The organism is Halorubrum salipaludis, from assembly GCF_002286985.1.
GTDB classification, from domain to species: Archaea; Halobacteriota; Halobacteria; order Halobacteriales; family Haloferacaceae; genus Halorubrum; species Halorubrum salipaludis.
The window spans coordinates 461755-485946 of record NZ_NSKC01000002.1; the positions used below are offsets into that span (position 1 = coordinate 461755).

A 24192-nucleotide genomic window follows, 5' to 3' on the forward strand; every position below is an offset into this window, starting at 1 on the left:
CGAAAACCATGGACACGTATCTCCCGTACGCCCTGCTCGCGATGGGGGCGTACGCGCTGGTCTCGCCGCTGATGCGCGTCGCGACGACCGGTCCCGACGCGATCCCGAGCGACGTGGCCGTCGTCGTCTCGAACACGCTCCTCATCTGCATGGCCGTCGGAGTGCTCGCGTACACTGGACAGGGGTTCGGCGAGCACCTCGCCTCGCCGAAGATCGTCCACGTGCTCGCGGCCGGCGTCTTCCTCGGGATCGGCATCCTGGCGCTGTACCGCTCGCTCGCGCTCGGCCCGGTGAGCGTCGTGACCCCCATCTTCGCGATGTTCCTCGTCTTCTCTTCGGTGATCGGCTTCCTCTTCCTCGGCGAGTCGTTCACCGCCCGGAAGGCGCTGGGCATCGCCTTCGCCGTCGCGTCGGTGTACCTCGTCTCCGGCGCGTAATTCGCCTCCCTCCGCGTTCGTCCGCGTTCCGGTCTCCATCGATCGACTGCGCGCCGATCCGGGACGAAGTTTGAACGGAGTTTGGAGGGAGTTCGGCCGAAGTGTGTTCGACTGTTGAAAAATCCCTTTAGCCCGTGGCGACCCGTTGGAAGGTATGACAGCACACGAGAGCCGCCGGCGCGACGCGGCGGTGTCGGTCGCGGCCGGCGTCCTCGCGGTCGCCGCCTCCTACGCCGTCGCGGGCGCCACGGCGTCGTTCGTCGCCTCGCCCATCGACCGCGCGATCGTCGACGGGACCCCCGGAGCGATCGTGACGTTCATGATCGAGAACGTCGGCGAGCCGGCGCACCTGCTCCACCTCGGCGGGGCCGTCGCCGTCGCGGTCGGGCTGTTCGGGGCGTGCGTGTTCGGCGGGCTCCGCGTCGCTCACCGGGTCGGAAGACCGCTCGGCGGGACCGTCCTCGCCGCCGGCGCGGCGTGGCTGCTCGCGACCGGCCTGACCGGCGCGCCCGTCTCCGCGGTCGCCGCCGGACTCTCCGCGGGCGTCGTCACCGCGGCCGGCGTCTCCGGGGCGGTCCCGGACGCGGTCGACCCGAGCCGCCGTCAGGCGCTCGCGGCGGTCGCGGCGATAGTCGGCGTCTCCGGGGCGGCGGCGCTGATCGGACGGAACCGAGGGGGCGACGCCGCTCCGGCGGCCGCCCCCGCTCCCGGCGCTGCGGGCGCGGAGGCGCGGCTCGGCGAGGTCGAGGCGGCGTCGCTCGACGTCGCCAGCGACGACCTCCACGGGCTCGTGAGCCCGATAGACGAGTTCTACAGCGTCGACATCGCGGAGTTCGAGCCCGAGATCCCGGCCGCCGAGTGGTCGCTGACGTTCACCGGCGAGACCGGGAGCGACCTGACGGTCGACTACGACGAGCTGACCGAGCGGGAGGCCGAACACCGCCTCGTCGCGCTCCGGTGCGTCGGCGAGGACATCAACGAGCGGAAGCTCGACGCCGCGGTCTGGACCGGCACGCCGATCGCCCCCCTGATCGACGCCGTCGACCCCGAGGGCGCGTGCGACTGCGCGATGTTGCGCGGCGAGGACGGCTACTACGTCCAGTTCCCGGTCGATGTCCTCAGTGAGGGGTTCCTCGCGTGGGGGATGAACGGGCGGGCGCTCCCCCCGACTCACGGGCGCCCGGTCCGCGTGCTGATCCCGGGCCACTGGGGCGAGACGAACGTCAAGTGGCTCACGGAGATCGAGCTGCTCGAGACCGAGGAGGACGGTTACTGGGAGGAGCGCGGCTGGGAGGGGACCGGTCCGGTCAACACCGTCGCCAAGCTCTGGGACGAGGGTATCACGGACCTCGGCGACGGGCGGACCGAGCTCGCGGGCCACGCCTACGCCGGCACCCGCGGAATCGACCGCGTCGAGGTCTCGACCGACGGCGGCGAGACGTGGACGGACGCGGAGCTCTCCGCGGAACTGCCGGACGAGGACGCCTGGCGTCAGTGGCGGCACGTCTTTGAGCCGGACGGCGCCCACGAGGTGGTCGTCCGCGCGACGGACGGCGAGGGGACCCTCCAACCGGCCGCGGAGTCGGGCTCCGTGCCGTCGGGGGCGTCCGGCTGGGTCTCCCGAACGGTGAACGGATGACTGGCCCCGCCCGACTCCCCGGGCTCACCGGCCCCGCCCGCCGCCGGTCGCGTCCCCGTGACGAAACCGCTTTACAGGTACCGTGAGACGGGCAGACGTGACATGGAGAAGGCCCTGTGGTACCTCTTCGCCGGGAGTCGCGGCGGTCCCAACAGGGTCCGCATCGTCAGAGAACTCACCCGTCGCCCGCGGAACGCGAACGAACTCGCCGAGGAACTCGGCCTCGACTACAACACGGTCACGCATCACCTAGACATGCTACGAGAACACGGCGTCGTCGAATCCGGCGACCACGAGTACGGGAAGCTCTACTTCCCCACCGACCGGTTCGAGGAGCACGCGGACACGTTCGAGGAGATCGCGGCGGAGGTGGAGTGACCGTGGCGATGGGATTCCCGACCGCCCTCGCGATGGCGATCACGGCCGTCAACAGCGTCTTACTCGCCGTCCTCGTGGCGGTCTGGGCGTCGAACTACCGCCGGTTCAAGACCACGATGGTGCTCGGGCTGTTAGGGTTCGCCGGCGTCCTCCTCGTCGAGAACCTGGTCGCGCTCGCGTTCCTGTTCAACGGGATGCGGACGCTGTACAGCATGGACCCGTTCGTCGGGCAGGTCGTCGTCGGCATGCGGCTGCTGGAGCTGCTCGCCGTGAGCCTCCTGACGTACGCGACCCTGAAGTAGCCGTTCGGCGCGGCAGGGACCCGTGGCGCTTGGCACCGTCGACCCTGTCGCACCATCGCGACCGCGACGCGGTCACGTGCCCCATCCGGAGACGCCTGCCGGGTGACGAAAGGACTTTGCCGCGGCCCTGAAAAGGGGCGTGTCCGCCGTGTCTCGCCTCCAACGACTCGTCTCCTCGCTCCCGAACCCCTTCCGGGCACTCATCCTCTACATCGGCTTCGCGCTCGCCCGGGCGGGACTCATCGATCGCCACCGGGTGGTCCGGACCACGGACCTCGCGTGGCCGCGGATCGTCACGGGGATCGCCCGGATGTCGAAGAACGCGGTCGACGTGGCGATGGTCGGCGTCGCGGTCGGCACCAGCGCGGTCGCCGGCGTCGGCTTCGCCGGCCCCTACTGGGGGCTCGCCTTCGCGCTCGGCGGCGGCGTCGCCGGCGGCACCATCGCCCTCGTCTCCCAGCGCTTCGGCGCGGAGGCGTACGGCGAGCTCGGCGACGCCGTCCGGGCGAGCGTCCTCCTCGCGATCCTCATCACGATCCCCGTCTCGGTCACGTTCTGGACGTTCCCGACGCGCTTCATCGACGTGTTGAGCAGCAACGAGCGGGCGATCGCCTTCGGCGCCGACTACCTCCGGATCGTCGGGCTCGGCGTCCCCTTCGCCGCGCTCAACCTCGTCGGCAGCCGGGTGCTCGTCGGCTGCGACGACGCGTACACCGCGATGCAGGTCCGGGCCGGCGGCGCGGTCGCGAACATCGTCCTGAGCGCGCTGTTCATCTTCGGGTTCGGGTGGGGCGTCGAGGGCGCCGCGCTCGGCACCGTCCTCTCGAACGTGCTCGCCGTCGCCGGCTTCACCGTGGGGCTCGTCCGCGGTCGCGCGCCGGGGATCGGGGAGTTCCCGGTCGCGATCGACCCGTTCGGTTCGTTCGTCAACCCGGACATGCTCCGCGACCTCGTCGAGATCGGGCTCCCGGTCGGCGCGCGCAACCTCGTGTGGACCGTCGCCGAGTTCCCCATGCTCGCCATCCTCGACGTGTTCGGCGAGAACACCGTCGCCGCGTTCGTCATCGCGCGGCGCATCTGGGGGATCATGAACACCCCCGGCTGGGGCTTCGGGCTCGCCTCGTCCAGTCTGGTCGGCCAGGAGCTCGGCGTCGAGCGCCCCGAGGAGGCCGAGGCGTACGCCCGCGACATCATCCGCTTCTCGGTGGCGACGTACGCCGTCTCGGCGGTGCTGATCGCGATATTCGCGACCGACATCGTCTCGCTTTTCGCCGAGTCGCCCGACAGCCCCGAGATCCCGATCGCCGTGAACCTCGTGTACGCCGCCTGCGTGGCGGTGATCTTCCAAGGCGTCTCCGGGGGCGCGGCGGGGCCGCTCGACGCGGCCGGCGACACGAAGATCCCCTTCGCGAGCCAGTTCCTCGGGATGTTCTGCGTGTCGATCCCGCTGGCGTACGTCGGCGCGCACGAGGCGACGCCCGCCCTCTCGGTGCCGGGGCTCGGCGTGACGATCCCGGAGATCGCGCTCCCCGCGATCGGGCTGTGGGGCGTGTACCTCGCGTTCCTCGCGGAGACGACGATCCCGGCCGCGATCAACTACTGGCGGTTCCACTCCGGGAAGTGGAAGAAAATAAGCGAGGCGTACCGGCCGGACGCGCCCGCGGACGATTAAGCGGAGACAGCTCTGTCAAGCGGAGACAGCTCTGTCAAGCGGAGACAGCTCTGTCAAGCGGAGACGGTTCTGTTGAGTTAGCAGCCCCAAGCTCCCTATCGAGGTTCGTCGATGAACGCCATCACAGCTAGTTTTTTGCACGGTAGCGCCGTCGTCTCCTTCATGAACGGAAGGACCAAGGGGTTATGTGTCGGTGCGCTTTCCGCAACGATACTCATATCCACCGCGTGGATAGTTATCGGTCCCCGAGAGGCGATCATTTTCGCGATATTTGTGATTGCATACCCCCTTCTGGCTGAGATCCTCGGACGACGGACGCCGTACTCCTGAGGACGCGACCGGCCGTTCTAGGGACAACGCATCTGGCTGTCAGAGAGGCCTTCCGTCTCTCACTACTCGCGCCCGGTGGGCGCTCGGAGGCGCGCGCCATCGCATCGGCTACTTATAAACGGCTCACCACGCCTCGCGGAGCACGCCCTCGATCGCCTCGGGCGTCGCGTCGAGGTCGGTGGGCGCGCGGTCCATCGACCAGTCGTCCGCGATGTACTCGGCGATCGCGGGGAAGTCGTCTTCCTCGACCGGTCCGAGGTCGCGGAGCCGCGAGGGGACCGGGAGGGAGTCGCGGACGGCGGCGACCTCCCGCACCACGTCCTCGGCGATCGCGGCGTCGTCTCGGCCCGCGGTCGCGACGTCGAAGGCGTTCGCGAGCGCACGCCGGCTCGCGTCCACCTCGTCGAAGAGGTACGCGAGGACGTGCGGCGCGACCACCGCGTGGACGTTCCCCTGTTGCACGTCGTACCGGCGCGCGAACCCGTGCCCGAACGCGTGGATCACCGAGATCTTCCGGTCGAGCTGGACGAGCAGCGCGCCGACCACGGCGCGGTCGGTCGCGGCCGGGTCCTCGGGCCGGTCGCCGGCGACGTGCGGGAGCGCGTCCCGCAGGAGCCGGGTGCCGTGGACCGCGGTCGCGTCGCTCACGGGCGAGGCGTCGGCGGCGTACGGCGTCTCGATCCCCTTGTCGAACCCGTTCATCGCCGAGCCGGCCAGCGCCGACCGGGGCGTCGTCTCGAATAACGCCGGGTCCGCGAGGTCGATGGTCGGCATCGCGCCGCCGCCGCTGACGGTCATCGGCTGTCCGGTGGGCGACGCGTCCGCGGGGAGCACCTCCAGCGACCCGCCGGTGGAGAGGTCCGCGCCCGCGAACGTCGTTGGGATCACGACGAACGGGAGCTCGGGGTCGGTCCCGGGCGCGAGGTCGCCGAGCGCGTCCGCCCCCTCCTCCGCGTCCGCGCGGAGGTCGTCGAGGTCGCGCCCGTCGACGTCGAGGAGGGTCGCCTGCCGGGCCACGTCGAGGCTGCTCCCGCCGCCGACCGCGACGAGGCAGTCCGCGCCGACCTCGGCCCGGCGATCGAGCAGGTCGAACGCCTCCTCGACGCGCTTGTCCGGGGTCGTCCCGTCGACCACCCCGGCGAACCGGTCGCCGAGCCCCTCGCGTATCGGGTCCATCAGGTCGTCGTTGGCGCCGACGTTCGAGCCGCAGACGACGAGCGCGTCGCCCATCCCCCGCTCGCCGAGAACGTCGCCGAGCTCGTCGACGCGCCCGCGCCCGTACCGGATCTCACAGCCCTGATAGTCGTGCTCGAAGGAGTCCGCGATCGGTAGCATCGGGCGTCGGTACGCCGGGCGGCGGCTTGTAGCTGTGGGAACGGGCGGCACACGCGGTCGAAATCGGACCGCCCACCGGGCCTCCCCGGCGACCCCCAAGAGCCAACCCCCTCCGGAACCCACGCTTCGACGACTCACCGTCGCCCATCCATGCGCTCGTTTCCACCCCTCCCCGACGTTCACGGACCGCAGGCCGCAGAGGGCCTCCTCACGGGTCACCTCTGGCTCCTCGAACTGATCGACGGGACGGGGCTTCGCTTCCGGATGGACGACTCCGGGCTCCTCCGTTTCGGCGACCCCGAAACGACGTTCGCGGGTCCGGAGGCGGTTCCGGTCGCGCTCCGCCCCGCCGTCCGAGCGGTTCGCGAGCGGTTCGACCGCGAGGCGCTCCGGGAGGCGGTCGACGACCCGGAGGAGGTGGTCTTCTTCGGCGTCGCCACCCACCACCTGGGGACCGACTACGACTGGGACCGGATCCCGGCGTTCCTCGGGACCGACGTGTGGATCGGGGAGCGGGAGGGGCCGGACTCGGATGCCGGAGCCTTCCGACCCCCCGACGCCGCCGCGGCCATCTTCGAGGGCGTCGGCCTCGCCCCGGTCAACGCGGTCGAGCGCGAGGTGAACGCCCGTGACTTCGACCCAGAGGGGTACGCGGTCCCCCGATCGGCGTGGCGCGACGGTCCGGCCGCCGGAGTCGTCGTCCGCAACAAGCGCGGCGGCAGGGGGAAACTTCTCGTCGGGGACGAGACGACGGCCGCGAGCGAGAACGGCGCGGGCGGCGACCGCGACGGGCCAGACGCTGACGGTCCAGACACCGGGGATCTAGACGCCGACGACCCCGAGGCGATCGCCGCGCGGTACGCCACCGACGACCGGTTCGACCGCGTCGTCGAGGGAATCGAGCGGCGGGGCGAGGCCGCGACCGTCGACCCGATCGCCGATCGGGTGGTCGAGGCGATCGCGCGGGAGACGCCCGTTCGGTTTGGGGACGGCGGCGGGAGCGCGGACCCGGAGCGGGTTCGCGCCGCGGTCATCGAGCGAGCGCGAGCAGTTTTCGAGGGGCGATAGATCGGCCGGGTGCGTCACCAATTGTTGCTTCTCGCTCACACGCCCGCGCGCGTGCGCCGGCTTTATAACCCGGCACCATCTACCTCCGCCAAGTTCTATGCCAGAGCAGAGCGACTACGGAGCCGGCCAGATCCAGGTCCTCGAGGGCCTGCAGGCCGTCCGTAAACGTCCGGCGATGTATATCGGGTCCACGGACGGTCGGGGGCTCCACCATCTCGTCTACGAGGTCGTCGACAACTCCATCGACGAGGCGCTCGCGGGGTACTGCGACGAGATCAGCGTCACGATCCACGACGACGAGTCCGTCAGCGTCAGCGACGACGGTCGCGGGATCCCGGTCGACACCCACGAGAAGTACGACCGCCCGGCGCTCGAAGTGATCATGACCGTCCTCCACGCCGGCGGGAAGTTCGACTCCAAGTCCTACCAGGTCTCCGGCGGCCTCCACGGCGTCGGCGTCAGCGTCGTCAACGCCCTCTCCGAGCGGCTGGAGGTCGAGGTGAAACGCGACGGCGGCGTCTACCGCCACGAGTTCGCCCGCGGCGAGCCCGCCGAGGACGGGTTCGAGCGCGTCCGCGACATGGACGACGGCGAGGACACCGGGACCGACATCCGGTTCTGGCCCGACGACGAGATCTTCGAGACGACCGAGTTCGAGTTCTCGACGCTCGCCAACCGCCTGCGCGAGCTGGCGTTCCTCAACTCCGGCGTCGCCGTCTCGCTGGTCGACGAGCGCGATCCGGAGACCGTCGGCGACGCGGGCGACGCGGAGACGTTCCGCTACGAGGGCGGCATTCGGGAGTTCGTCGGCTACCTCAACGAGACGCGGACGCCGATCCACGAGGAGGTCATCTACTTCGAGGACGAGCAGGACGACATCCACGTCGAGGTCGCGATGCAGGCGACCGAGGAGCTGCAGGGCTCCGTCCACGCGTTCGCGAACAACATCAACACCCGCGAGGGCGGCACCCACCTCACCGGCTTTAAGACCGCCCTGACCCGCACCGTCAACGACTACGCCAACGAGCACGGGCTCGTCGACGACCTCGACGCGAACCTCAAGGGCGAGGACGTGCGCGAGGGGCTCACGGCGGTCATCTCGGTGAAACACCCGGACCCGCAGTTCGAGGGCCAGACGAAGACGAAGCTGGGCAACAGCGAGGTCCGCGGCATCGTCGAGTCCGCGACCCACGAGAAGCTCGGCACCTTCTTCGAGGAGAACCCCGACACCGCCCGGAAGGTCGTCCACAAGGCCGCCGAGGCCGCCAGGGCGCGCAAGGCGGCGAAGAAGGCGGAGGAGCTGACCCGCCGGAAGTCCGCGCTCGAGTCGTCCGCGCTCCCCGGCAAGCTCGCCGACTGCCAGACCCGCGACCCCACCGAGGCGGAGCTGTTCGTCGTCGAGGGCGACTCGGCCGGCGGCTCGGCGAAGCAGGGCCGCAACCGCGAGAACCAGGCGATCCTCCCGCTCAAAGGGAAGATCCTCAACGTCGAGAAACACCGGCTCGACCGAATCCTGGAGAACGACGAGATCCGCGCGCTGATCACGGCGATCGGCGCGGGGATCGGCGAGGAGTTCGACATCGACGACGCCCGGTACAACAAGATCATCATCATGACGGACGCCGACGTCGACGGCGCCCACATCCGGACGCTCCTCTTAACGCTCCTGTACCGCCACATGAAGCCGCTGCTCGAAGCCGGCTACGTGTACGCGGCCCAGCCGCCTCTCTACCGCGTCCGCTACCGCGGCGAGACGTACGACGCGATGACGGAGGAAGAGCGCGACCGGCTCGTCGAGGAGGAGTGCGACGGGAACCCGGATCAGGTCCAGCGGTTCAAGGGGCTCGGCGAGATGAACCCCGACCAGCTGTGGGACACGACGATGGACCCCGAGAACCGGCGGCTCAAGCGGATCAACGTCGACGACGCGGCCGCCGCCGACCGCATGTTCAACGTGCTGATGGGTGACGCCGTCGAGCCGCGCAAGCAGTTCATCAAAGAGCACGCCACCGAGGCGGAGTGGGTGGACATATGAGCTCGGACGTGCCCGACGTCGACCCAGACGACGTCCGCGCCGCGCAGGTGACGAACGCCCGCATTGAAGACGAGATGGAGCAGTCGTACATCGACTACGCGATGTCGGTCATCGCGGGCCGCGCGCTCCCCGACGTTCGCGACGGGCTCAAGCCCGTCCACCGACGCATCCTCTTCGCGATGCACGAGGCGGGCGTCACCAGCAACTCCTCACACCGCAAGTCCTCCTCCGTCGTCGGCGAGACGATGGGTGACTACCACCCGCACGGCGACAGCGCCATCTACGACACGCTCGCGCGGATGGCTCAGGACTTCTCGATGCGGTACCCCCTCATCGACGGCCAGGGGAACTTCGGCTCCGTCGACGGCGACCCGCCGGCCGCGATGCGGTACACGGAGGCCCGGATGTCGCCGATCGCGGAGGAGCTTCTGGCCGACATCGAGCGCGACACGGTCGACTTCTCGTCGAACTACGACGATCGGCTCGAGGAGCCCGAGGTGTTGCCTTCGGCGTTCCCGAACCTGCTCGTCAACGGCTCCTCGGGGATCGCGGTGGGGATGTCGACGAACATCCCGCCGCACAACCTCGGCGAGGTGATCGACGCCACCGTCGAGCTGATCGAGAACCCCGACTGCACCGTCGAGGACCTGATGGAACACGTCAAGGGGCCGGACTTCCCGACCGGCGCGAACATCGTCGGCCGGAACGCGGTCCACAAGGCGTACAAGACGGGCCGCGGGCGCCTCCGCGTCCGCGCCGAGTTCGAGGTCGACGAGGAGGAGGGTCGGATCGTCATCTCGGAGCTCCCCTTCCAGCAGAACAAGTCCCGGCTCGTCGAGCGCATCGCCGAGGACGTCAACGAGGGCGCGATCGAGGGAATCAGAGACCTCCGCGACGAGTCCGACCGCGACGGGATCCGCGTCGTCGTCGACCTCAAGCGCGACGCGATGGCCGAGGTCGTCAAGAACCAGCTGTTAGAGAGCCACCTCGAGCGCACCTTCGGCGTCATCAACCTCGCCCTCGTCGACGGCTCGCCGCAGGTCCTGAACCTCAAGGAGACGCTCGAACACTACGTCGAGCACCGCCGCGACGTGGTCCGGCGGCGCTCCGAACACGAGCTCGACGAGCGGAAGGACCGCGCGCACATTCTGGAGGGGCGGCTGAAGGCGCTCGAACAGGTCGACGACGTGGTCGAGACGATCCAGGACTCCGACGACCGCGACGCCGCGAAGGCGGCGCTCGAAGCGGACTACGAGTTCTCCGAGGCGCAGGCGGCCCACATCGTCCGGATGCAGCTCGGGTCGCTCACCTCGATGGAGACCCAGGAGATCGAGTCGGAGTACGAGGACGTGACCGCCCGGATCGAGCGGCTGGAGGCGATCCTCGCCGACCCCGACGAACTCGATCAGGTGATCGTCGACGAGCTCCGGGAGATCAAAGACGAGTACGACGACGAGCGCCGCACGAGCTTCATCGAGGACGTCGGCGACGTGACCCACGAGGACCTCATCCCCGAGGAGGAGTGCGTCGTCGTGATGAGCGAGGACGACTACATCAAGCGGATGTCCCTCGATACCTTCCGCGCGCAGAACCGCGGCGGCAAGGGGATCATCGGCACCGGACTGAAGGAGGGAGACCGCGTCTCCTCCGTGTTCGCCGCCAACTCCCACGACTACCTCCTCGTCTTTACCAACCGCGGGCAGATCTACGAGCTGAAGACCTACGAGATCCCGGAGATGTCCCGGACCGCCCGGGGGAAGTCCGCGGTCAACCTCCTCGATCTCGACGACGGCGAGGAGATCGAGGCGGTCGTCAACACCGAGGACTTGGACGACGATGAGTTCCTCACGATGGTCACCCGCGACGGGTACATCAAGCGGACCGCCGTCGACCAGTTCGGCAACATCCGGTCGACGGGGATCCGCGCGATCCGGCTTGAGGACGGCGACGAGCTCGTCGACGTGGAGGTGACCGACGGCGAGCGCGACATCGTCATCGGGAGCCGGAACGGGATGGCGATCCGGTTCGACGAGTCGGAGGCGCGCGCGATGGGGCGCACCGCGCGCGGTGTGATCGGCATCGACCTGCGCGAGGGCGACGCGGTCGCCGGCGTCGCCGCCATCGACGAGGCGTACCACAACTGGGTGCTCACCGTCACGGAGAACGGCTACGGGAAGCGCTCCGACCTGGACGAGTACCGCCTGCAGTCCCGCAACGGGAAGGGACTGATCGATATCAAGACCGGCGACCGCAACGGCGAGGCGGTCGCCATCGAGGCGGTCACCCACGGCGACCACCTGATCGCGATGAGCGACGACGGCCAGATCATGCGGACCCGCGTCGAGGAGATCTCGACCGTGAGCCGCAACACGAAGGGCGTCATCGTGATGAACCTCGATCCGGACGACGCGGTCGCCTCCGTCGACATCGTCCCCGAGTCGGCGTACGCCGACGAGGAGGCGGACGAAGCGGTGGCCGACGACGGAGAGGAGATGGCGGATGAGAGCGACGAATCGGTCGATTCCGACGACGAGTAGGCACCGACCGGGACGCCGCTGACGGCTCATCCGTGTTCTGCCCGTCGGGCTCGTTGTCGTCCTCAGTGGGCGAGGCGATCGGTCCGGTTTCGGTTCCCAGGGACAGCGTGGCGATCGACTGCGGGAGTGGGTATAGCAAATCGGTGGGGACGATACGGTATTTAAATAGCTGTGAGCGACAGGGATGATCGCTTATAAAGGACGCCGCGGTGGCGTGCGCCTCCGAGCGGGCCAAAGGTCCGCGAGGAGACCGCACGAGGGAGTCGGCGGCGACCAACGGGAGCCGCCGACGAGGCTGGGGAGGCGTGAGGCTGCGGTTGCTGTGCGGGGTGGGGCTCAAAGGGGCAGGCGTGAGGCGCCCAGAGGCGATGTAAGCACCGCAGGAACGAGTGGAACGAGTGACGAGGAGCGCAGCGAGTGTCTGGGCGCCTCACGCCTGGGGCTTTGGAGGTCCTCGCCGCCGATCTCCAGTTAACCGTTTATAAGTGATCGCCTGGGGCTTTGCAGGTCTTCACCGCAACACCGTCGATCACTTATAAACACTCGTCAGCAACACCACAACTCCACTTATAAATAACCGATCAGCCAATTTGCTATACCCACTCCCGCTATCGATCGGTCGAGCAGTCGCGTGTGCGGGATTCAAGTTCCGTAGCGACGAGTCTCGACTATGCGTCGACGAGAGCTCCTCACCGGGACGGCCGCGCTGGCGACCGCGGCCGCGGGCTGTCTCGGGTTCGGCGAGAACGACTCCGGACGACTCGATCTGACGGTCCGAAACGACGGTGACGAGCCGGTCGACGTGGAGGTGGTCGTCGAGGGTGACGACGGGACGACGTATGTAGAGGAGTCCGACCGCGTCGACGCCGGCGTCGCCCGGGCGTTCGAGGTGACCGTCGGCGCGACGGGCGGTCACGAGGTCGTCGTGACGGGCGCCGACTGGGAGGGGCGGCTCGCGTGGGACGCCGGCGTCTGCGCCCTGTACGACGGGACCGTCGCCGTCGAGGCCGAGACCGTCTCGGTCGCCGGCGAGTGCGTCGATCCGCGGTAGCCGAACGTTCAGGAAAATTACTTACGGTCACCGCGAAAACGGCCGGACGAGATGGACGAGTACGAGGGGATAGACGAGGTCGTACACGAGCCGAGCGCGGCGTTCGCCGAGTCGACGAACGTCGCCGCGTTCATGCGCGAGTACGGGATCGACGACTACGAGGAGCTAATCCGCCGGACCACCTCGGCGGTCGCGGGCGAACCCGAGTCCGGCGTCGACTGGTTCTGGGACGAGATCGTCGACTACCTCGACATCGACTTCTACGCCGATTACGACGCGGTGCGAAACAACGCCGACGGCCCGCAGTTCACCGACTGGTACCTCGGCGGCGAGATCAACGTCGCGCACAACGTCGTCGACCGCCACGCCGCCGTCGACTCCCCGGACCGCAACCGGGTCGCGCTGATCTGGGAGGGCGAGCCCGGGGACGTGCGGGAGGTGACGTTCCACGAGCTCAAACGCGAGAGCGACCGCGTCGCCAACTACCTGGAGTCGGTCGGGATCGAGGCCGGGGACACGGTCGGGCTGTACATGCCGATGGTGCCCGAGGTCGTCCCCATCCTCTACGGCTGCCTGAAGGTCGGCGCGATCGCGGTGCCGATCTTCTCCGGGTTCGGCACGGAGGCGACGGCGACCCGGATCGCGGACGCCGAGCCGTCGGTCCTCTTCACGGGAGACGGGTTCTACCGCCGCGGGAGCGAGGTGCGGCTGAAGGCGACCGCAGACGCGGCGATCGAGGAGGCGGGCCACGTCGAGCACGCCGTGGTGTACGACCGGCTCGGCGCGACGCCGGGAAGCGACGGGGAGACCGCCCCCGAAGACCCGATTCCGTGGAATCCCGACCGCGACGTGACGTGGGAGGCGGCGGTCGCGTCGCAGCCGACCGGCTACGAGACGAAGCGGCTCCCCAGCGATCAGGAGTCCATGCTGCTGTACTCGTCGGGGACCACCGGCGAGCCGAAGGGGATCGTCCACACCCACGCGGGCGTCCTCACGCAGTGCGCCAAGGAGATCCACTTCGGCTTCGACCAGAAGCCCGCGGACCGGTTCTTCTGGGTGTCCGACATCGGCTGGATGATGGGGCCGTGGACGCTGATCGGCAACCACGCGTTCGGCGGGACCGTGGTGATGTACGAGGGCGCGCCCGACCACCCGGAGCCGGATCGCTTCTGGGAGATGATCGACCGGCACGCGATCACGCAGTTCGGTATCTCGCCGACCGCGATCCGCGCGCTCCGCAAACACGGCGACGAGTGGGTCGAGGGCCACGACCTCTCCTCGCTCCGCATCCTCGGCTCAACGGGCGAGCCGTGGGACCCCGAGTCGTGGCGCTGGTTCTACGACGCGGTCGGCGGCTCCGAGTGCCCGATAATCAACATCTCCGGCGGCACGGAGATCTGCGGCTGCTTCCTGATGCCGATGCCGAACCAGCCCCTCAAGCCCTGCACGCTCGGCGGGCCGGGGCTCGGGATGGACATCGACATCGTCGACGAGAGCGGCGCGTCGGTCAGGGAGTCGGGCGAGCGCGGGTTCCTCGTCGCGCGCGACTCCTGTCCGTCGATGACGAAGTCGCTGTGGTCGGGCGACGAGCGCTACCTCGAGGAGTACTGGTCGACGTGGGAGGACCTGTGGGACCACGGCGACTTCGCGCAGAAGGACTCGGGCGGCTTCTGGTTCCTGCACGGGCGCGCGGACGACGCCCTGAACGTCGCCGGCCGGAAGGTCGGGCCGGCCGAGATCGAGGGCGTGCTCATCGACCACGACGCCGTCAACCAGGCGGCCGCGGTCGGCGTCCCCGACGACACCACGGGGACTGCCGTGGTCGTGTACGTCGTGCTCGAACCCGGCGTCGAGCCGACCGACGAGCTCCGCGAGGAGCTGCGAGCGCTGGTCGGCGAGGAGCACGGGAAGCCGTTCCGGCCGCGCGAGCTGCTGTTCGTCGACGCCTTCCCGAAGACGCAGTCGGGGAAGATCATCCGGCGAGCGATCGAGTCCGTCTACCGGGGCGAAGACCCGGGCGACCTCTCGTCGATGGAGAACCCGGAGGCGCTCGAGGGACTGCGCGATCCGTCCTGAGGGCCGTGCCGGTTCAGGCCGCCTCGCCGACCGCCTCCGCGAGCGCGTCGTAGTCGGGCTCCTGTCCCGGGTCGTCCGCGAGCCAACGGTAGCTCACGGCGCCGTCGCCGTCGATCACGAAGACCGCGCGCCGCGCGATCGTGTCGACGCCGTAGCGCTCGAAGCTGTCCTCGCTCACGTCGTACGCCTCGATCGCTCGGTGGTCCGGGTCCGCGACGAGGCCGAAGGGGAGGTCGTACTGCGCCCGGTACGCCGCGAGCGCGTGCGGGAGATCGGTGCTCACGCCGAGCAGGGTGCAGTCGTCGCGGTCGAACTCGTCGCGGAGCGCCTCCATCTCGTCCGTGCAGGTGTTCGAGAAGGCGGCCGGGAAGAAGGCGAGGACGACCGGCTCGCCGCCGAGGCGGTCGGACAGGTCGAACGGTTCGATCTCGTCGGTCACGAGCGAGGCGGTGAACGCCGGAGCGTCGTCGCCGATATCGGGCATACGGATCGGTCACCGCGGCGGGGTATCACCGTTTCGCCGCCGGCAGCCGATTCGGACCGGCACGGACGGGAGCGCTCTTCGGATCCGAGACCGGCGCGATCGATGAGCTCGAGACCGCTCGGACGGGATCTTCGGGTCATGTATCGAGGCAAAAAGACTATAGTCGCCAGAGAGCTACGGTCGTGTAGAGATGGTAAGTGCGACTCCACTGATCGGCGGCATCCCGGCGGGCCCGGAGCTCCTCATCATCCTGCTCGTGTTGGTCCTGCTATTCGGGGCGAACAAGATCCCGAAGCTCGCTCGATCGACCGGCCAGGCGATGGGCGAGTTCAAGAAGGGACGCGAACAGGTCGAGGAAGAACTACAGGAGATGCAGGGCGACGACGAGGAGTCGACGGTCCAGACCGACTCCGCGATCGACGACGAGGACGACACGGTCGAGACCGAGACCGAGAAAGAGACCAGCGCGTAATCGGCTCCGCGGCGCCGACCGATCCCCGCAGCGACGTTTTCTCCGCTCTTCACCGACTCGGGCGCGTGGCCTAGCGGACAGGGCGAGAGGTTCCTAACCTCTCGATCGCGGGTTCGAATCCCGCCGTGCCCGCTACTGCGAACGACGTGAGCAGTAGCGGTACAAGCGGGATTCGAAGCAGGGAACGAAGCGAGCGCAGCGAGCGGAGTGAGTGAGGTTCGAATCCCGCCGTGCCCGCGACTGAGCGAAGCGAAGGAGCGGGCACGGCTGACCCCCACTCGCTCGCTTCGCTCGCTCGTGGGGATCCCGCCGTGCCCGCTACTGCGAACGACGTGGGAAGTAGCGGCGACTGTTACTGATCCTCGCCGAGCCGCCGGAACGACCGGCTCGCGAGCCACACCGATCCGACGCCGATCGCGAGCGTCGCGGCCGCCAGCAGGGGGCCGGGCTCGTAGAGGAGCGGCGGGTGGTAGCCGACCGCGTAGTCGAGGGCGACGTTGACGACGGCGAGCGCCAGCGCCAGCGCCAGCGCGCCGCGGGTGGTCCGGCCGAACGCCGGGAACAGCAGCGCGAGCCCGACGAAGAGCAGGTGGGTGCCGAGGACTCCCCAGTAGTAGATCCACGCGTCGGGGGCGGCGACGTACTGCGAAAAGGCGAGGTTCAGGGAGACGAGCGGCCAGAGCCCGAACTGGACCAGCCAGACGAACGCGACGGTCTGGAGGTACGCGAGCCCGCGCGAGGTCGGGGCGTCGGTCACGCGCTCCCCGCGGCGGACCGTGGGAACGAGGCTTAAAAGGACGATCCCGCCGAGCCCGACCGCGACGGCGGAGTCGGCGTATAAGGGCCACAGCGGGACCGGGACTTCCCCGGCGGTCGGCGCGTAGTACCCGATCCCGACCGCGAGCATGAACGCGGCGAACCCGCACACGACCGCGAGGCTCCGCGGCGTGCCGAGCAGCTCCTCGGCGATCGCGTCTCGGACCCGCCGCCGGACCGGCGCGCGTCGGAGCCGACCGAGCGACCGGATCCCTCCCGAGGCGTCGGAGCGTGTCACACCGCCCGTTTCGCCCGCGACGACCTAAAGGGCCCCCCTCTCCGCCTGACCCGGTTACTCCCGTTGCAGTTCCAGGGCCTGGGCCGTCGGGAGGTTCCAGCCGTACGTGACCGCAGCCAGCCGGGTTCCGACGGTCACGACCGCGCACGCCGCGGCGGCGGTCCCGCCGCTCGCGCCGATCAGCCCGACGGCCCAGTACGCGGCCCCGCCGAGGACCGCACAGCTCGCGTAGAAGTCCTCGAAGAGGATGAAGGGGGCCCGGTCGAGGAGGATGTCCGCGAACGCGCCGCCGCCGACGGCGTTGATCGTCGCGATCGCCACGACGCCGAACGCCGACACGCCGACCTCGGTCGCGACGATCGCGCCCGCCGTCGCGAACGCCGCCAGCCCGACGGCGTCCGAGACGAGGGTCACCGGATGCGTCTCCGGAGCCGACAGCACCGCGTTCAGCCCGATCGCCAGCGCGACGCCGACCAGCCCCAGCCCGATCTCGACCGGGGACTGGAGCGCGAGCGGAACGCGAGCGACGAGCAGGTCCCGGGTCGCGCCGCCGGCGAACGCCATCGCCAGCCCGACAACGACGATCCCTAGCAGGTCGAACTCCTCGCGGATCGCCTTCGACGACCCGACCAGCGCGAACGCGACTAATCCGACCGTGTTCATCGCGGCGAACGGGTCGCCGAACAGCGCCGCAGCGAGACCTGGACTCACTGCGTTCGGTTACGACCGCGAGACGCATGAGTGTGCCGCAACAGCGACGGGGCGGACCGGAACCGGCGGGACGAACCGACTCTCCGACCGGGGATTATCAGTCCCGGTGTTTTGCGAGACACCTTTTTCAACGGGAGAACCGTGGTTGGAGCTATGGAACCCGAGGACGCCGAGCGTTCGCCCCTCTCGTCCGACGAGACGGCGGGATCGCCGGCGTCCGATCGCTCCCCGTCCGATCGTCCGACTTCGGACCGATCGGCGCCGGAGCGCCCGCCGTCAGAGCTGCCGGTCTCGGTGGGCCGCTACTCGTGGCGCTCGTTCCTCCGCGAGCGCGGCCGCGACGAAGCCGCGGACGAGCTGTACGCCGACATCGGCGAGGAGCCGGTCGTGCCCGCGACCGCCGTCGAGGCCCACCTCGAAGCGGGCGTCGACCGGGTGGTCCGCGCCGCCGGCGTCGACGAGCCGTACGAGGCGGACGGCGACACTCCCGTCCCGGGACACGGGACGCTCGAGGCGGGCACCCTCGTGATCGGTCCCGACCACGTCGTCCTCAGCGGCGCGGCCGTCGTCCCCGCCGGGACCTCGACCGCGGCCGCGGCTCCCGATCCCGAGCGGTCGGCCGACGAGACGGGAGAACTGGACGACGCGGACGGCGGTGACGACGAGAACACGGACGACGCGGACGCGGACGACGCGGACGATTCAGACACAGACGGCGCGGACACGGACGACGCTGATGACGAGGACGACGCGACGGTCGACGACGGCGTAGAGGACGAAAGCGGTCGCGATGCGTCGGACGAGCCCGCGGACCGCCCCGGTATCGCGGTCGACGGCGCGGGCGTCCCCGGGGCCGTGGTCGCCGCGGGCGCCGACGTGGAGTCGGTCCCGCGCCGCGCGCCGACGAGCGAGGAGTGGGACCGGATCGGCGTCGATCCGAGCGAGTTCCTCGGGTTTGACCCCTCGGAGACGGGGTACCGCGTCGGAGCGGCCGCGGCGGTCGGCGACGCCCTCTGGGACCTGTGTTCGGCGCGGTACGACCTCTACTCGGTGCCGGTGCTCAAGGGGTACTACACGTGGGACGACTACCGCGACGAGTACTTCCTCGACGAGGACGGGAACCCGCCGACGGTCGAGAACGAGGAGGGGGAAGAAGAGCCGCTGGAGTTCACGCACGAGGACAAGGTCGAGGCGCTGGGGTTCGACCCCGACCGGACCGAGGAGCTGCTGGGCGCGGGCGGGAGCGCCGCGGCCGAGCTCGCGGAGCTGGTCGACGAGCGCACGGTCGACGTGAACCCCGAAGTCGACGAGGACGCGTTCTTCTCGACGGACGAGGGCGACACCACGCTCGCGAACCGGTACGACCTGGAGAAGGCGGTGCCGATGCCGAAGAAGCGGCACTTCCGCGAGATCGAGCGGTACTGGGTGAACAAGCCGTACGCGTTCGTGATCGTGTTCCGGTCGCGGAAGGAGAACGAGGTGAAGTACTACGCGGTCCAGCCGCACCGGACCGAGATCGAGACCGACTTAGTCGAGTTCCTCACCGGGAAGCTCCGGACCTCGATCAAGTACGCCGACGAGTCGATCGCGGGCGGCGACGAGGCGTTCCGCGAAGGCGTGATCGTCGACGAGACGCTGACGCTGCTCGACCGGTACGACCTCTACGAGCGCGACGACGACGCCCGCGGGGCCGTCGACGACCTCGTGGACGACCTCGCCGACCGCTTCGGCTTCGACCTCACCGAGGGGATCACCGGGCGCATCTCCGAGTCGCTCGGGTACGAGCCGCCGACGGAGTCGACGTCGACGCCCGCGAAGGTGCTCGCCCGGCCCGAGCCGGCGGTGCTTGCCGAGGACCCGGAGACGCTCTCGGAACACCAGGTCGAGAAGCTGCTCTACTACCTCAAGCGGGACTTCATCGGCTACGAGCGCATCGACCCGATCAAGTACGACATCAACGTCGAGGACATCTCCTGTGACGGGTACAACTCCCCCGTCTTCGTCTACCACTCCGACTACGAGCAGATCATCACCAACGTCTACCACGGCACCGACGAGCTCGACGACTTCGTCGTGAAGCTTGCGCAGCGCTCCGGGAAGGGGATCTCGAAGCGGCGCCCGCAGGTGGACGCCACCCTGCCGGACGGCTCCCGCGCACAGCTCACGCTCGGCCGCGAGGTGTCGGACCACGGGACCAACTACACGATCCGGCAGTTCAACGACGTGCCCTTCACCCCGATCGACCTGATCAACTGGAAGACGTTCTCGCTCGACGAGATGGCCTTTCTATGGCTCTCGATCGAGAACCACAAGAGCCTGATCTTCGCGGGGGGCACCGCCTCCGGGAAGACGACGAGCCTGAACGCCGTCTCCCTCTTTATTCCCTCGAACGCGAAGATCGTCTCGATCGAGGACACCCGCGAGGTCGAGCTCCCCCAGCGCAACTGGATCGCCTCCGTCACGCGGCCCTCCTTCTCCGACGACGACAAGGGGGACATCGACGAGTTCGACTTACTGGAGGCCGCGCTCCGCCAGCGCCCCGACTACATCGTCATGGGCGAGATCCGCGGCGAGGAGGGACGGACCGCCTTCCAGGTGATGTCGACCGGCCACACCACCTACACCACGTTCCACGCCGACTCCGTCGGCGAGGTGCTCAAGCGGTTCACCACCGACCCGATCAACGTCTCGAAGACGATGTTCACCGCGCTCGATCTGGTCTCCGTCCAGACCTCCACGCGGGTGCAGGGCAAGAAGGTGCGCCGGAACAAGTCGCTGACCGAGATCAATCACTACGACGCCGAGAACGACGAGATCAACGTCCAAGACGTGTTCCAGTGGCAGGCCGAGACCGACGAATTCCTCCAGATGGGCGACTCGAACACGCTCGAAGACATCATGTTCGACCGCGGGTGGAGCCGCGCGACGCTCGACGAGGAGCTGCGGAAGCGCCGCGTCGTGCTGGCGTACCTCATCGACCGCGGGCTCAACAGCTACGCGCAGGTGGCCGCGACGTTCCAGGCGTTCATCAACGACCCGGAGACGGTGCTCGCGCTGATGGCCAACGAGGAGCTAGAGCGGTCGCTGGAGGACCTCCGCGAGATGGAGTCGGTGCTGATCAACGTCGACCGCGACAAAGAGGAGATGGTGCCGCGGCCGGAGCCGGACGAGGCCGGCCGCGAGGAGGTCGAGCGCATCCTCGCAGAGGCCGAGGACCTGTTTGCGGAGTACCGCGGCCGGATGCCGGACTCCGTCGCCGACGCCCTGCTCGACGTCGCCCCGGCTCGCGACGTGGAGGCGGAGCCGGGCGCCGACCGCGAGGCGCTCGCGCAGGCGGCCGACGAGGCCGCGGCGCTGGACACGAAGATGGACCGGGAGCGCGACGCGGCACCCGCGACGGCCGAGCCCGGCGACGAACGCGCCGACTCGGAACCGCCGAGCGACGGGTTCGGAACCGGACCGGAGTCCGAAAGAGAATTCGCGGACCGGAGCCCGACGGCGGCGGCCGCAGACGACGGGATCGATGAGGTCGACGAGGGGGAGACGGTCGACGAGAGGCAGGCAGTCGACGAGGGGCAGGCGGCCGGTGCGAGCGACACCGCCGGCACCGACGATGCGGACGCCGCCGTCAACGCCGACGCCGACGACGGAATCGACTTCGACGAACCGTTCGACGAGGGGATCGACGTGCTCGATCCGAGCCCGGCCCCGCAGCCCGACGGAACCGACTCCGGGGGGAGGGCGGACGTCGACGGCGGCGCGGTCGACGGCGGAGCGATCGGCACGGACGACGCCGAGATGGTCGACGGGGGCCCGGAAGACGACGCGGACGACGCTATCGAAGCGGGGACGGACGACCCCGCAGAGGGCGCGGACGACCCCGCCGAGGACGACGGCGAAAACGGCGACGACACCGACGACGGCGACATCGACGACTGGGGGTTCGGCTCCGTCGAGTCCCCGGAGGAGCGGTAGTCGCATGATCCGGACGAGGTGGGCGGCGTGAGCCTCGACACCGGCGTCGGCGACGGCTCCGTCGACGGGAACATCCTCGCGGAGCTGTTCTACCCCGTCTTCGAGCTGCTCTTCGACGCCGACGGCGACTTCGTCGGCGACATCGAGCGCAAGCTCGCAGAGGCCCGGATGCCGGACCAGGTGGAGATGTACGTCTCCCGGGCGCTGGGCGTCGGGCTGCTCGTCGGCGGGGCGCTCTGGGCGCTCGGGACGCTGACCGGCTACGGCGTGTTCTCGCTCGGGCTGATCGACCCCGACACGCTCTCGCTCGGCGTGCCCGCGCCGACGCCGGCGGTTCAGGAGTTCCTGCGCTCGCTCGTCGTGCCCGCCGCGGTCCTCGTCAGCGGGCTCGTGTTCGGGTCGATCGGGTTCGCAATCGGGTTCGGCGGCGTGCTCGCGATCCCCTACTCACGGGCGTCGGCGCGAGAGCGCGAGATCAACCTCCTGCTCGCGGACTCGGTGTCGTTCATGTACGCCCTCTCCGTGGGAGGGCTCAACCAGCTGGAGATCCTGCGATCGATGGCGACGGCGGAGGACACCTACGGCGAGGTGTCCCGGGAGTTCCAGAGCATCGTCAACGAGACGGAGTACTTCGGCACCGACTACCGGAACGCGATCCGCCAGCAGTCGCTGGAGACCCCGTCCGACGAGCTCTCGCAGTTCCTCGCGGACATGCTCTCGATCGTCAACTCCGGCGGCGACATGGAGAGCTTCCTGAAGGACAAAAAGGAGAAACACCTCCGCACGTCAAAACAGGAGCGCGAGATGACGCTGGAGACGCTGGAGCTGTTCGGCGAGATGTACATGACGCTCTCGCTTTTCCCCCTCCTCCTCATCATCATCCTCGTCATCATGGGGATGATGGGCGAGGCCGACGACCGCCTGCTGTACGCGACGGTGTACGTCCTCATCCCGCTGACCGGCGCGGGCTTCCTCGTGCTCGTCTCCACCGTCAAGCAGGACGAACCCGGCGACGGCTACCTCCACCCCGACGGGGGAAGCGAGCGGCTGCGGCAGACCAGCCAAGAGGGCCTGCTCCACTTCGGACTGATCGAGGCGTTCGTCGGTCGATTCGGCGTCTTCGACCGGATCCGCGACCGCGAGGGGACGTACAAGACCAAACAGATCGTCGCCGCGCCGCACCTGTTCCTCCGGGACAACCCGCTGTACACGCTCGCGTTGACCGTGCCGGCCGCGCTCGTCATCGTCGGCGTCGCGGTCGCCTCGGGGAACGCGCCGACGACGTTCGACGGGTGGGTGGACCGGCCGGTGTGGTCGACGTTCGTCTGGGTGTACGTCCCCGCGTACCTCGTGATGGGGCCGCTCGCGGTGTTCCACGAGTGGAGCCAGCGGTCCAAGCGGGCGATCACGGGGAAGCTCTCCGAGAGCCTCCGGAAGCTCTCCTCCGCGAACGACACCGGCCAGACCCTGCTCGAATCGGTGCAGACGGTCTCGGAAACGTCGAGCGGGAAGCTCGCCGAGGAGTTCGAGGTGGTCCACGCGAAGGTGAACTACGGGATGAGCCTGCGGGACGCCCTCGTCGAGTTCAACAACAAGTACGCGGTCCCGCGGCTCGCACGGACGGTGAAGCTCATCTCGGAGGCGCAGGAGGCGTCCTCGCAGATCACAGACGTGTTGACCACCGCAGCGCAGGCCTCCGAGAACCAGGACGACATCGATCGCGAGCGCATCTCCCGGACCCGGATGCAGGTGGCGATCATCGTGATGACGTACGTCACCCTGCTGGGCGTGATGGCGATCCTCCAGACGCAGTTCATCGACGTGATGGGCGGGCTCTCCTCGCAGGCCGACAGCGGGGCGGCCGCCGGGGGCGCGGGCGGCGCCGGCTTCGGGGGCGGCGGGGGCGTCGACCCCGAGGTGCTCTCGCTGTTGTTCTTCCACGCCGTGACGCTGCAGGCGATCCTCTCCGGGTTCATCAGCGGCTACATCCGGAGCGCCGACATCGTCTCCGGCGTCAAGTTTGCCGTGGTCCTGATGACGCTCGCGCTGGGGGTGTGGATCTATGTGGGATAGGCGGCTCTCACCGGTCAAGCGCCGGGACCCGACGGTCGCCCGCGCGCAGACCCCGATCGACTTCGCGGTCGGCGCCGGCGTGTTCCTGCTGACGCTCGCGTTCGTGATCGCCTTCGTCCCGACCGTGTTCGATCCGTTCTCCGGGGCGGCGACCGCCTCGCCGGTGGTGAGCGACCGCGTCGCGGCCGGGCTCGCGAGCGACGTGCTGGCCACGTCGCCGACGGAACCGGGGGTGTTGTCGCCCGCGTGCACCGCCGCCTTCTTCGAGGGGAACGCCAGCCTCGCCGCCGATGCCGGCTGTCCCGAGGAGACCGAAGACGACGCCGCGTCGCGGTTCGGCCTCGACGAAGAGGTGCTGGTCGTGGTCCACTCGCTGAACGAGTCGGCGCCGATCGGCAACGCCTCGACGGTGGCGATCGACACCCGCCACGCGAGCCGCGACGTGACCCTGAGCCGGACCACGGACGATCCCGCTGGCCTCGCTCGCCGGGACGTCAGCGTCTCGCAGCGGATCGTCTCGATCCACGGCGACCAGTACCGGCTCACGGTGTGGGTGTGGTGAC

Annotated in this window: 19 protein-coding genes and 1 tRNA gene; 16 read left to right on the plus strand and 4 right to left on the minus strand. The window is 69.2% G+C overall.

Going from position 1 to position 24192, the window contains the following annotated elements; genetic code table 11:
• Positions 1 to 8 precede the first annotated feature (8 nt).
• From CK500_RS04950 to CK500_RS16785, 6 genes are all read left to right on the plus strand, one after another.
• Positions 9 to 437: an EamA family transporter gene (locus tag CK500_RS04950; protein WP_095636140.1), complete on the plus strand. Its 429-nt coding sequence runs from the start codon at positions 9 to 11 to the stop codon at positions 435 to 437.
• 154 nt (positions 438 to 591) lie between these two features.
• Positions 592 to 2076: a molybdopterin-dependent oxidoreductase gene (locus CK500_RS04955; RefSeq protein WP_095636141.1), complete on the plus strand. Its 1485-nt coding sequence runs from the start codon at positions 592 to 594 to the stop codon at positions 2074 to 2076.
• 102 nt (positions 2077 to 2178) lie between these two features.
• The gene (locus tag CK500_RS04960) at positions 2179 to 2454 is read left to right on the plus strand and encodes an ArsR/SmtB family transcription factor (protein WP_095636142.1); all 276 of its coding nucleotides are present in this window, start codon (positions 2179 to 2181) and stop codon (positions 2452 to 2454) included.
• Positions 2455 to 2462: 8 nt separating this feature from the next.
• Entirely contained in the window at positions 2463 to 2756 is a 294-nt protein-coding gene (locus tag CK500_RS04965; protein ID WP_095636248.1) for a hypothetical protein, read from the plus strand.
• Between the two features lie 148 nt (positions 2757 to 2904).
• A complete protein-coding gene (locus CK500_RS04970; protein WP_233138760.1) occupies positions 2905 to 4428 on the plus strand; it encodes an MATE family efflux transporter in 1524 nt (507 codons plus the stop codon).
• A 111-nt stretch (positions 4429 to 4539) separates the two neighbouring features.
• Positions 4540 to 4758, plus strand: coding sequence for a hypothetical protein (locus tag CK500_RS16785; protein ID WP_144049517.1), 219 nt, complete (start codon positions 4540 to 4542; stop codon positions 4756 to 4758).
• 123 nt (positions 4759 to 4881) lie between these two features.
• Here the strand turns inward: CK500_RS16785 and CK500_RS04975 are convergent, their stop codons facing one another.
• A complete protein-coding gene (locus CK500_RS04975; protein WP_095636144.1) occupies positions 4882 to 6093 on the minus strand; it encodes an iron-containing alcohol dehydrogenase family protein in 1212 nt (403 codons plus the stop codon).
• 150 nt (positions 6094 to 6243) lie between these two features.
• Here CK500_RS04975 and CK500_RS04980 point away from each other — a divergent pair, with 150 nt between their 5' ends.
• From CK500_RS04980 to CK500_RS05000, 5 genes are all read left to right on the plus strand, one after another.
• Complete coding sequence (locus CK500_RS04980; RefSeq protein ID WP_095636145.1) at positions 6244 to 7161, plus strand: hypothetical protein; 918 nt, start codon at positions 6244 to 6246, stop codon at positions 7159 to 7161.
• 97 nt (positions 7162 to 7258) lie between these two features.
• On the plus strand, positions 7259 to 9196 hold the full coding sequence (gene gyrB / locus CK500_RS04985; protein WP_095636146.1) for a DNA topoisomerase (ATP-hydrolyzing) subunit B: 1938 nt from the start codon (positions 7259 to 7261) through the stop codon (positions 9194 to 9196).
• Positions 9193 to 11733 carry a DNA gyrase subunit A gene (gene gyrA / locus CK500_RS04990; RefSeq protein ID WP_095636147.1) on the plus strand — a complete coding sequence of 847 codons (2541 nt, stop codon included), beginning with the start codon at positions 9193 to 9195 and terminating at the stop codon, positions 11731 to 11733. Before gyrB ends, gyrA begins: the two co-directional genes overlap by 4 nt.
• Positions 11734 to 12403: 670 nt before the next feature.
• Positions 12404 to 12784, plus strand: coding sequence for a hypothetical protein (locus CK500_RS04995; protein WP_095636148.1), 381 nt, complete (start codon positions 12404 to 12406; stop codon positions 12782 to 12784).
• A gap of 51 nt (positions 12785 to 12835) precedes the next feature.
• Positions 12836 to 14860, plus strand: coding sequence for an AMP-binding protein (locus CK500_RS05000; RefSeq protein ID WP_095636149.1), 2025 nt, complete (start codon positions 12836 to 12838; stop codon positions 14858 to 14860).
• Between the two features lie 13 nt (positions 14861 to 14873).
• On the opposite strand, the gene CK500_RS05005 is transcribed toward CK500_RS05000, so the two are convergent.
• The gene (locus CK500_RS05005; RefSeq protein WP_095636150.1) at positions 14874 to 15344 is read right to left on the minus strand and encodes a redoxin domain-containing protein; all 471 of its coding nucleotides are present in this window, start codon (positions 15342 to 15344) and stop codon (positions 14874 to 14876) included.
• Positions 15345 to 15534: 190 nt separating this feature from the next.
• Between CK500_RS05005 and CK500_RS05010 the strand changes: the two genes are divergently transcribed.
• Both CK500_RS05010 and CK500_RS05015 read left to right on the plus strand, forming a co-directional pair.
• Entirely contained in the window at positions 15535 to 15816 is a 282-nt protein-coding gene (locus CK500_RS05010) for a Sec-independent protein translocase subunit TatA/TatB (protein ID WP_095636151.1), read from the plus strand.
• Positions 15817 to 15875: 59 nt separating this feature from the next.
• Positions 15876 to 15948 (plus strand) — tRNA-Arg (locus tag CK500_RS05015).
• 220 nt (positions 15949 to 16168) lie between these two features.
• On the opposite strand, the gene CK500_RS05020 is transcribed toward CK500_RS05015, so the two are convergent.
• Both CK500_RS05020 and CK500_RS05025 read right to left on the minus strand, forming a co-directional pair.
• Complete coding sequence (locus CK500_RS05020) at positions 16169 to 16870, minus strand: DUF1405 domain-containing protein (RefSeq protein ID WP_095636152.1); 702 nt, start codon at positions 16868 to 16870, stop codon at positions 16169 to 16171.
• A 54-nt stretch (positions 16871 to 16924) separates the two neighbouring features.
• A complete protein-coding gene (locus tag CK500_RS05025) occupies positions 16925 to 17533 on the minus strand; it encodes a trimeric intracellular cation channel family protein (RefSeq protein ID WP_095636249.1) in 609 nt (202 codons plus the stop codon).
• A gap of 201 nt (positions 17534 to 17734) precedes the next feature.
• Here CK500_RS05025 and CK500_RS05030 point away from each other — a divergent pair, with 201 nt between their 5' ends.
• Genes CK500_RS05030 through CK500_RS05040 form a run of 3 tightly spaced genes read left to right on the plus strand, consistent with a single transcriptional unit; the run spans position 17735 to position 24191 of the window.
• Complete coding sequence (locus tag CK500_RS05030) at positions 17735 to 21556, plus strand: ATPase, T2SS/T4P/T4SS family (protein ID WP_095636153.1); 3822 nt, start codon at positions 17735 to 17737, stop codon at positions 21554 to 21556.
• Positions 21557 to 21583: 27 nt separating this feature from the next.
• Complete coding sequence (locus tag CK500_RS05035; RefSeq protein ID WP_095636154.1) at positions 21584 to 23629, plus strand: type II secretion system F family protein; 2046 nt, start codon at positions 21584 to 21586, stop codon at positions 23627 to 23629.
• Positions 23619 to 24191 carry a DUF7287 family protein gene (locus CK500_RS05040; protein WP_095636155.1) on the plus strand — a complete coding sequence of 191 codons (573 nt, stop codon included), beginning with the start codon at positions 23619 to 23621 and terminating at the stop codon, positions 24189 to 24191. The genes CK500_RS05035 and CK500_RS05040 overlap by 11 nt, the downstream gene beginning before the upstream one ends.
• Position 24192 lies beyond the last annotated feature (1 nt).

Bases quoted from the DNA above. Each gene is read 5' to 3' on its own strand.
- CK500_RS16785 (WP_144049517.1), top strand. From the start codon at position 4,540: ATGAACGCCATCACAGCTAGTTTTTTGCACGGTAGCGCCGTCGTCTCC.
- CK500_RS04965 (WP_095636248.1), top strand. From the start codon at position 2,463: ATGGGATTCCCGACCGCCCTCGCGATGGCGATCACGGCCGTCAACAGC.
- CK500_RS04975 (WP_095636144.1), bottom strand. From the start codon at position 6,093: ATGCTACCGATCGCGGACTCCTTCGAGCACGACTATCAGGGCTGTGAG.
- CK500_RS04995 (WP_095636148.1), top strand. From the start codon at position 12,404: ATGCGTCGACGAGAGCTCCTCACCGGGACGGCCGCGCTGGCGACCGCG.
- CK500_RS05030 (WP_095636153.1), top strand. From the start codon at position 17,735: ATGGAACCCGAGGACGCCGAGCGTTCGCCCCTCTCGTCCGACGAGACG.
- CK500_RS05025 (WP_095636249.1), bottom strand. From the start codon at position 17,533: ATGAACACGGTCGGATTAGTCGCGTTCGCGCTGGTCGGGTCGTCGAAG.
- gyrA (WP_095636147.1), top strand. From the start codon at position 9,193: ATGAGCTCGGACGTGCCCGACGTCGACCCAGACGACGTCCGCGCCGCG.
- CK500_RS04955 (WP_095636141.1), top strand. From the start codon at position 592: ATGACAGCACACGAGAGCCGCCGGCGCGACGCGGCGGTGTCGGTCGCG.
- CK500_RS05000 (WP_095636149.1), top strand. From the start codon at position 12,836: ATGGACGAGTACGAGGGGATAGACGAGGTCGTACACGAGCCGAGCGCG.
- CK500_RS05040 (WP_095636155.1), top strand. From the start codon at position 23,619: ATGTGGGATAGGCGGCTCTCACCGGTCAAGCGCCGGGACCCGACGGTC.
- CK500_RS05010 (WP_095636151.1), top strand. From the start codon at position 15,535: ATGGTAAGTGCGACTCCACTGATCGGCGGCATCCCGGCGGGCCCGGAG.
- CK500_RS04950 (WP_095636140.1), top strand. From the start codon at position 9: ATGGACACGTATCTCCCGTACGCCCTGCTCGCGATGGGGGCGTACGCG.
- gyrB (WP_095636146.1), top strand. From the start codon at position 7,259: ATGCCAGAGCAGAGCGACTACGGAGCCGGCCAGATCCAGGTCCTCGAG.
- CK500_RS04980 (WP_095636145.1), top strand. From the start codon at position 6,244: ATGCGCTCGTTTCCACCCCTCCCCGACGTTCACGGACCGCAGGCCGCA.
- CK500_RS04960 (WP_095636142.1), top strand. From the start codon at position 2,179: ATGGAGAAGGCCCTGTGGTACCTCTTCGCCGGGAGTCGCGGCGGTCCC.
- CK500_RS05005 (WP_095636150.1), bottom strand. From the start codon at position 15,344: ATGCCCGATATCGGCGACGACGCTCCGGCGTTCACCGCCTCGCTCGTG.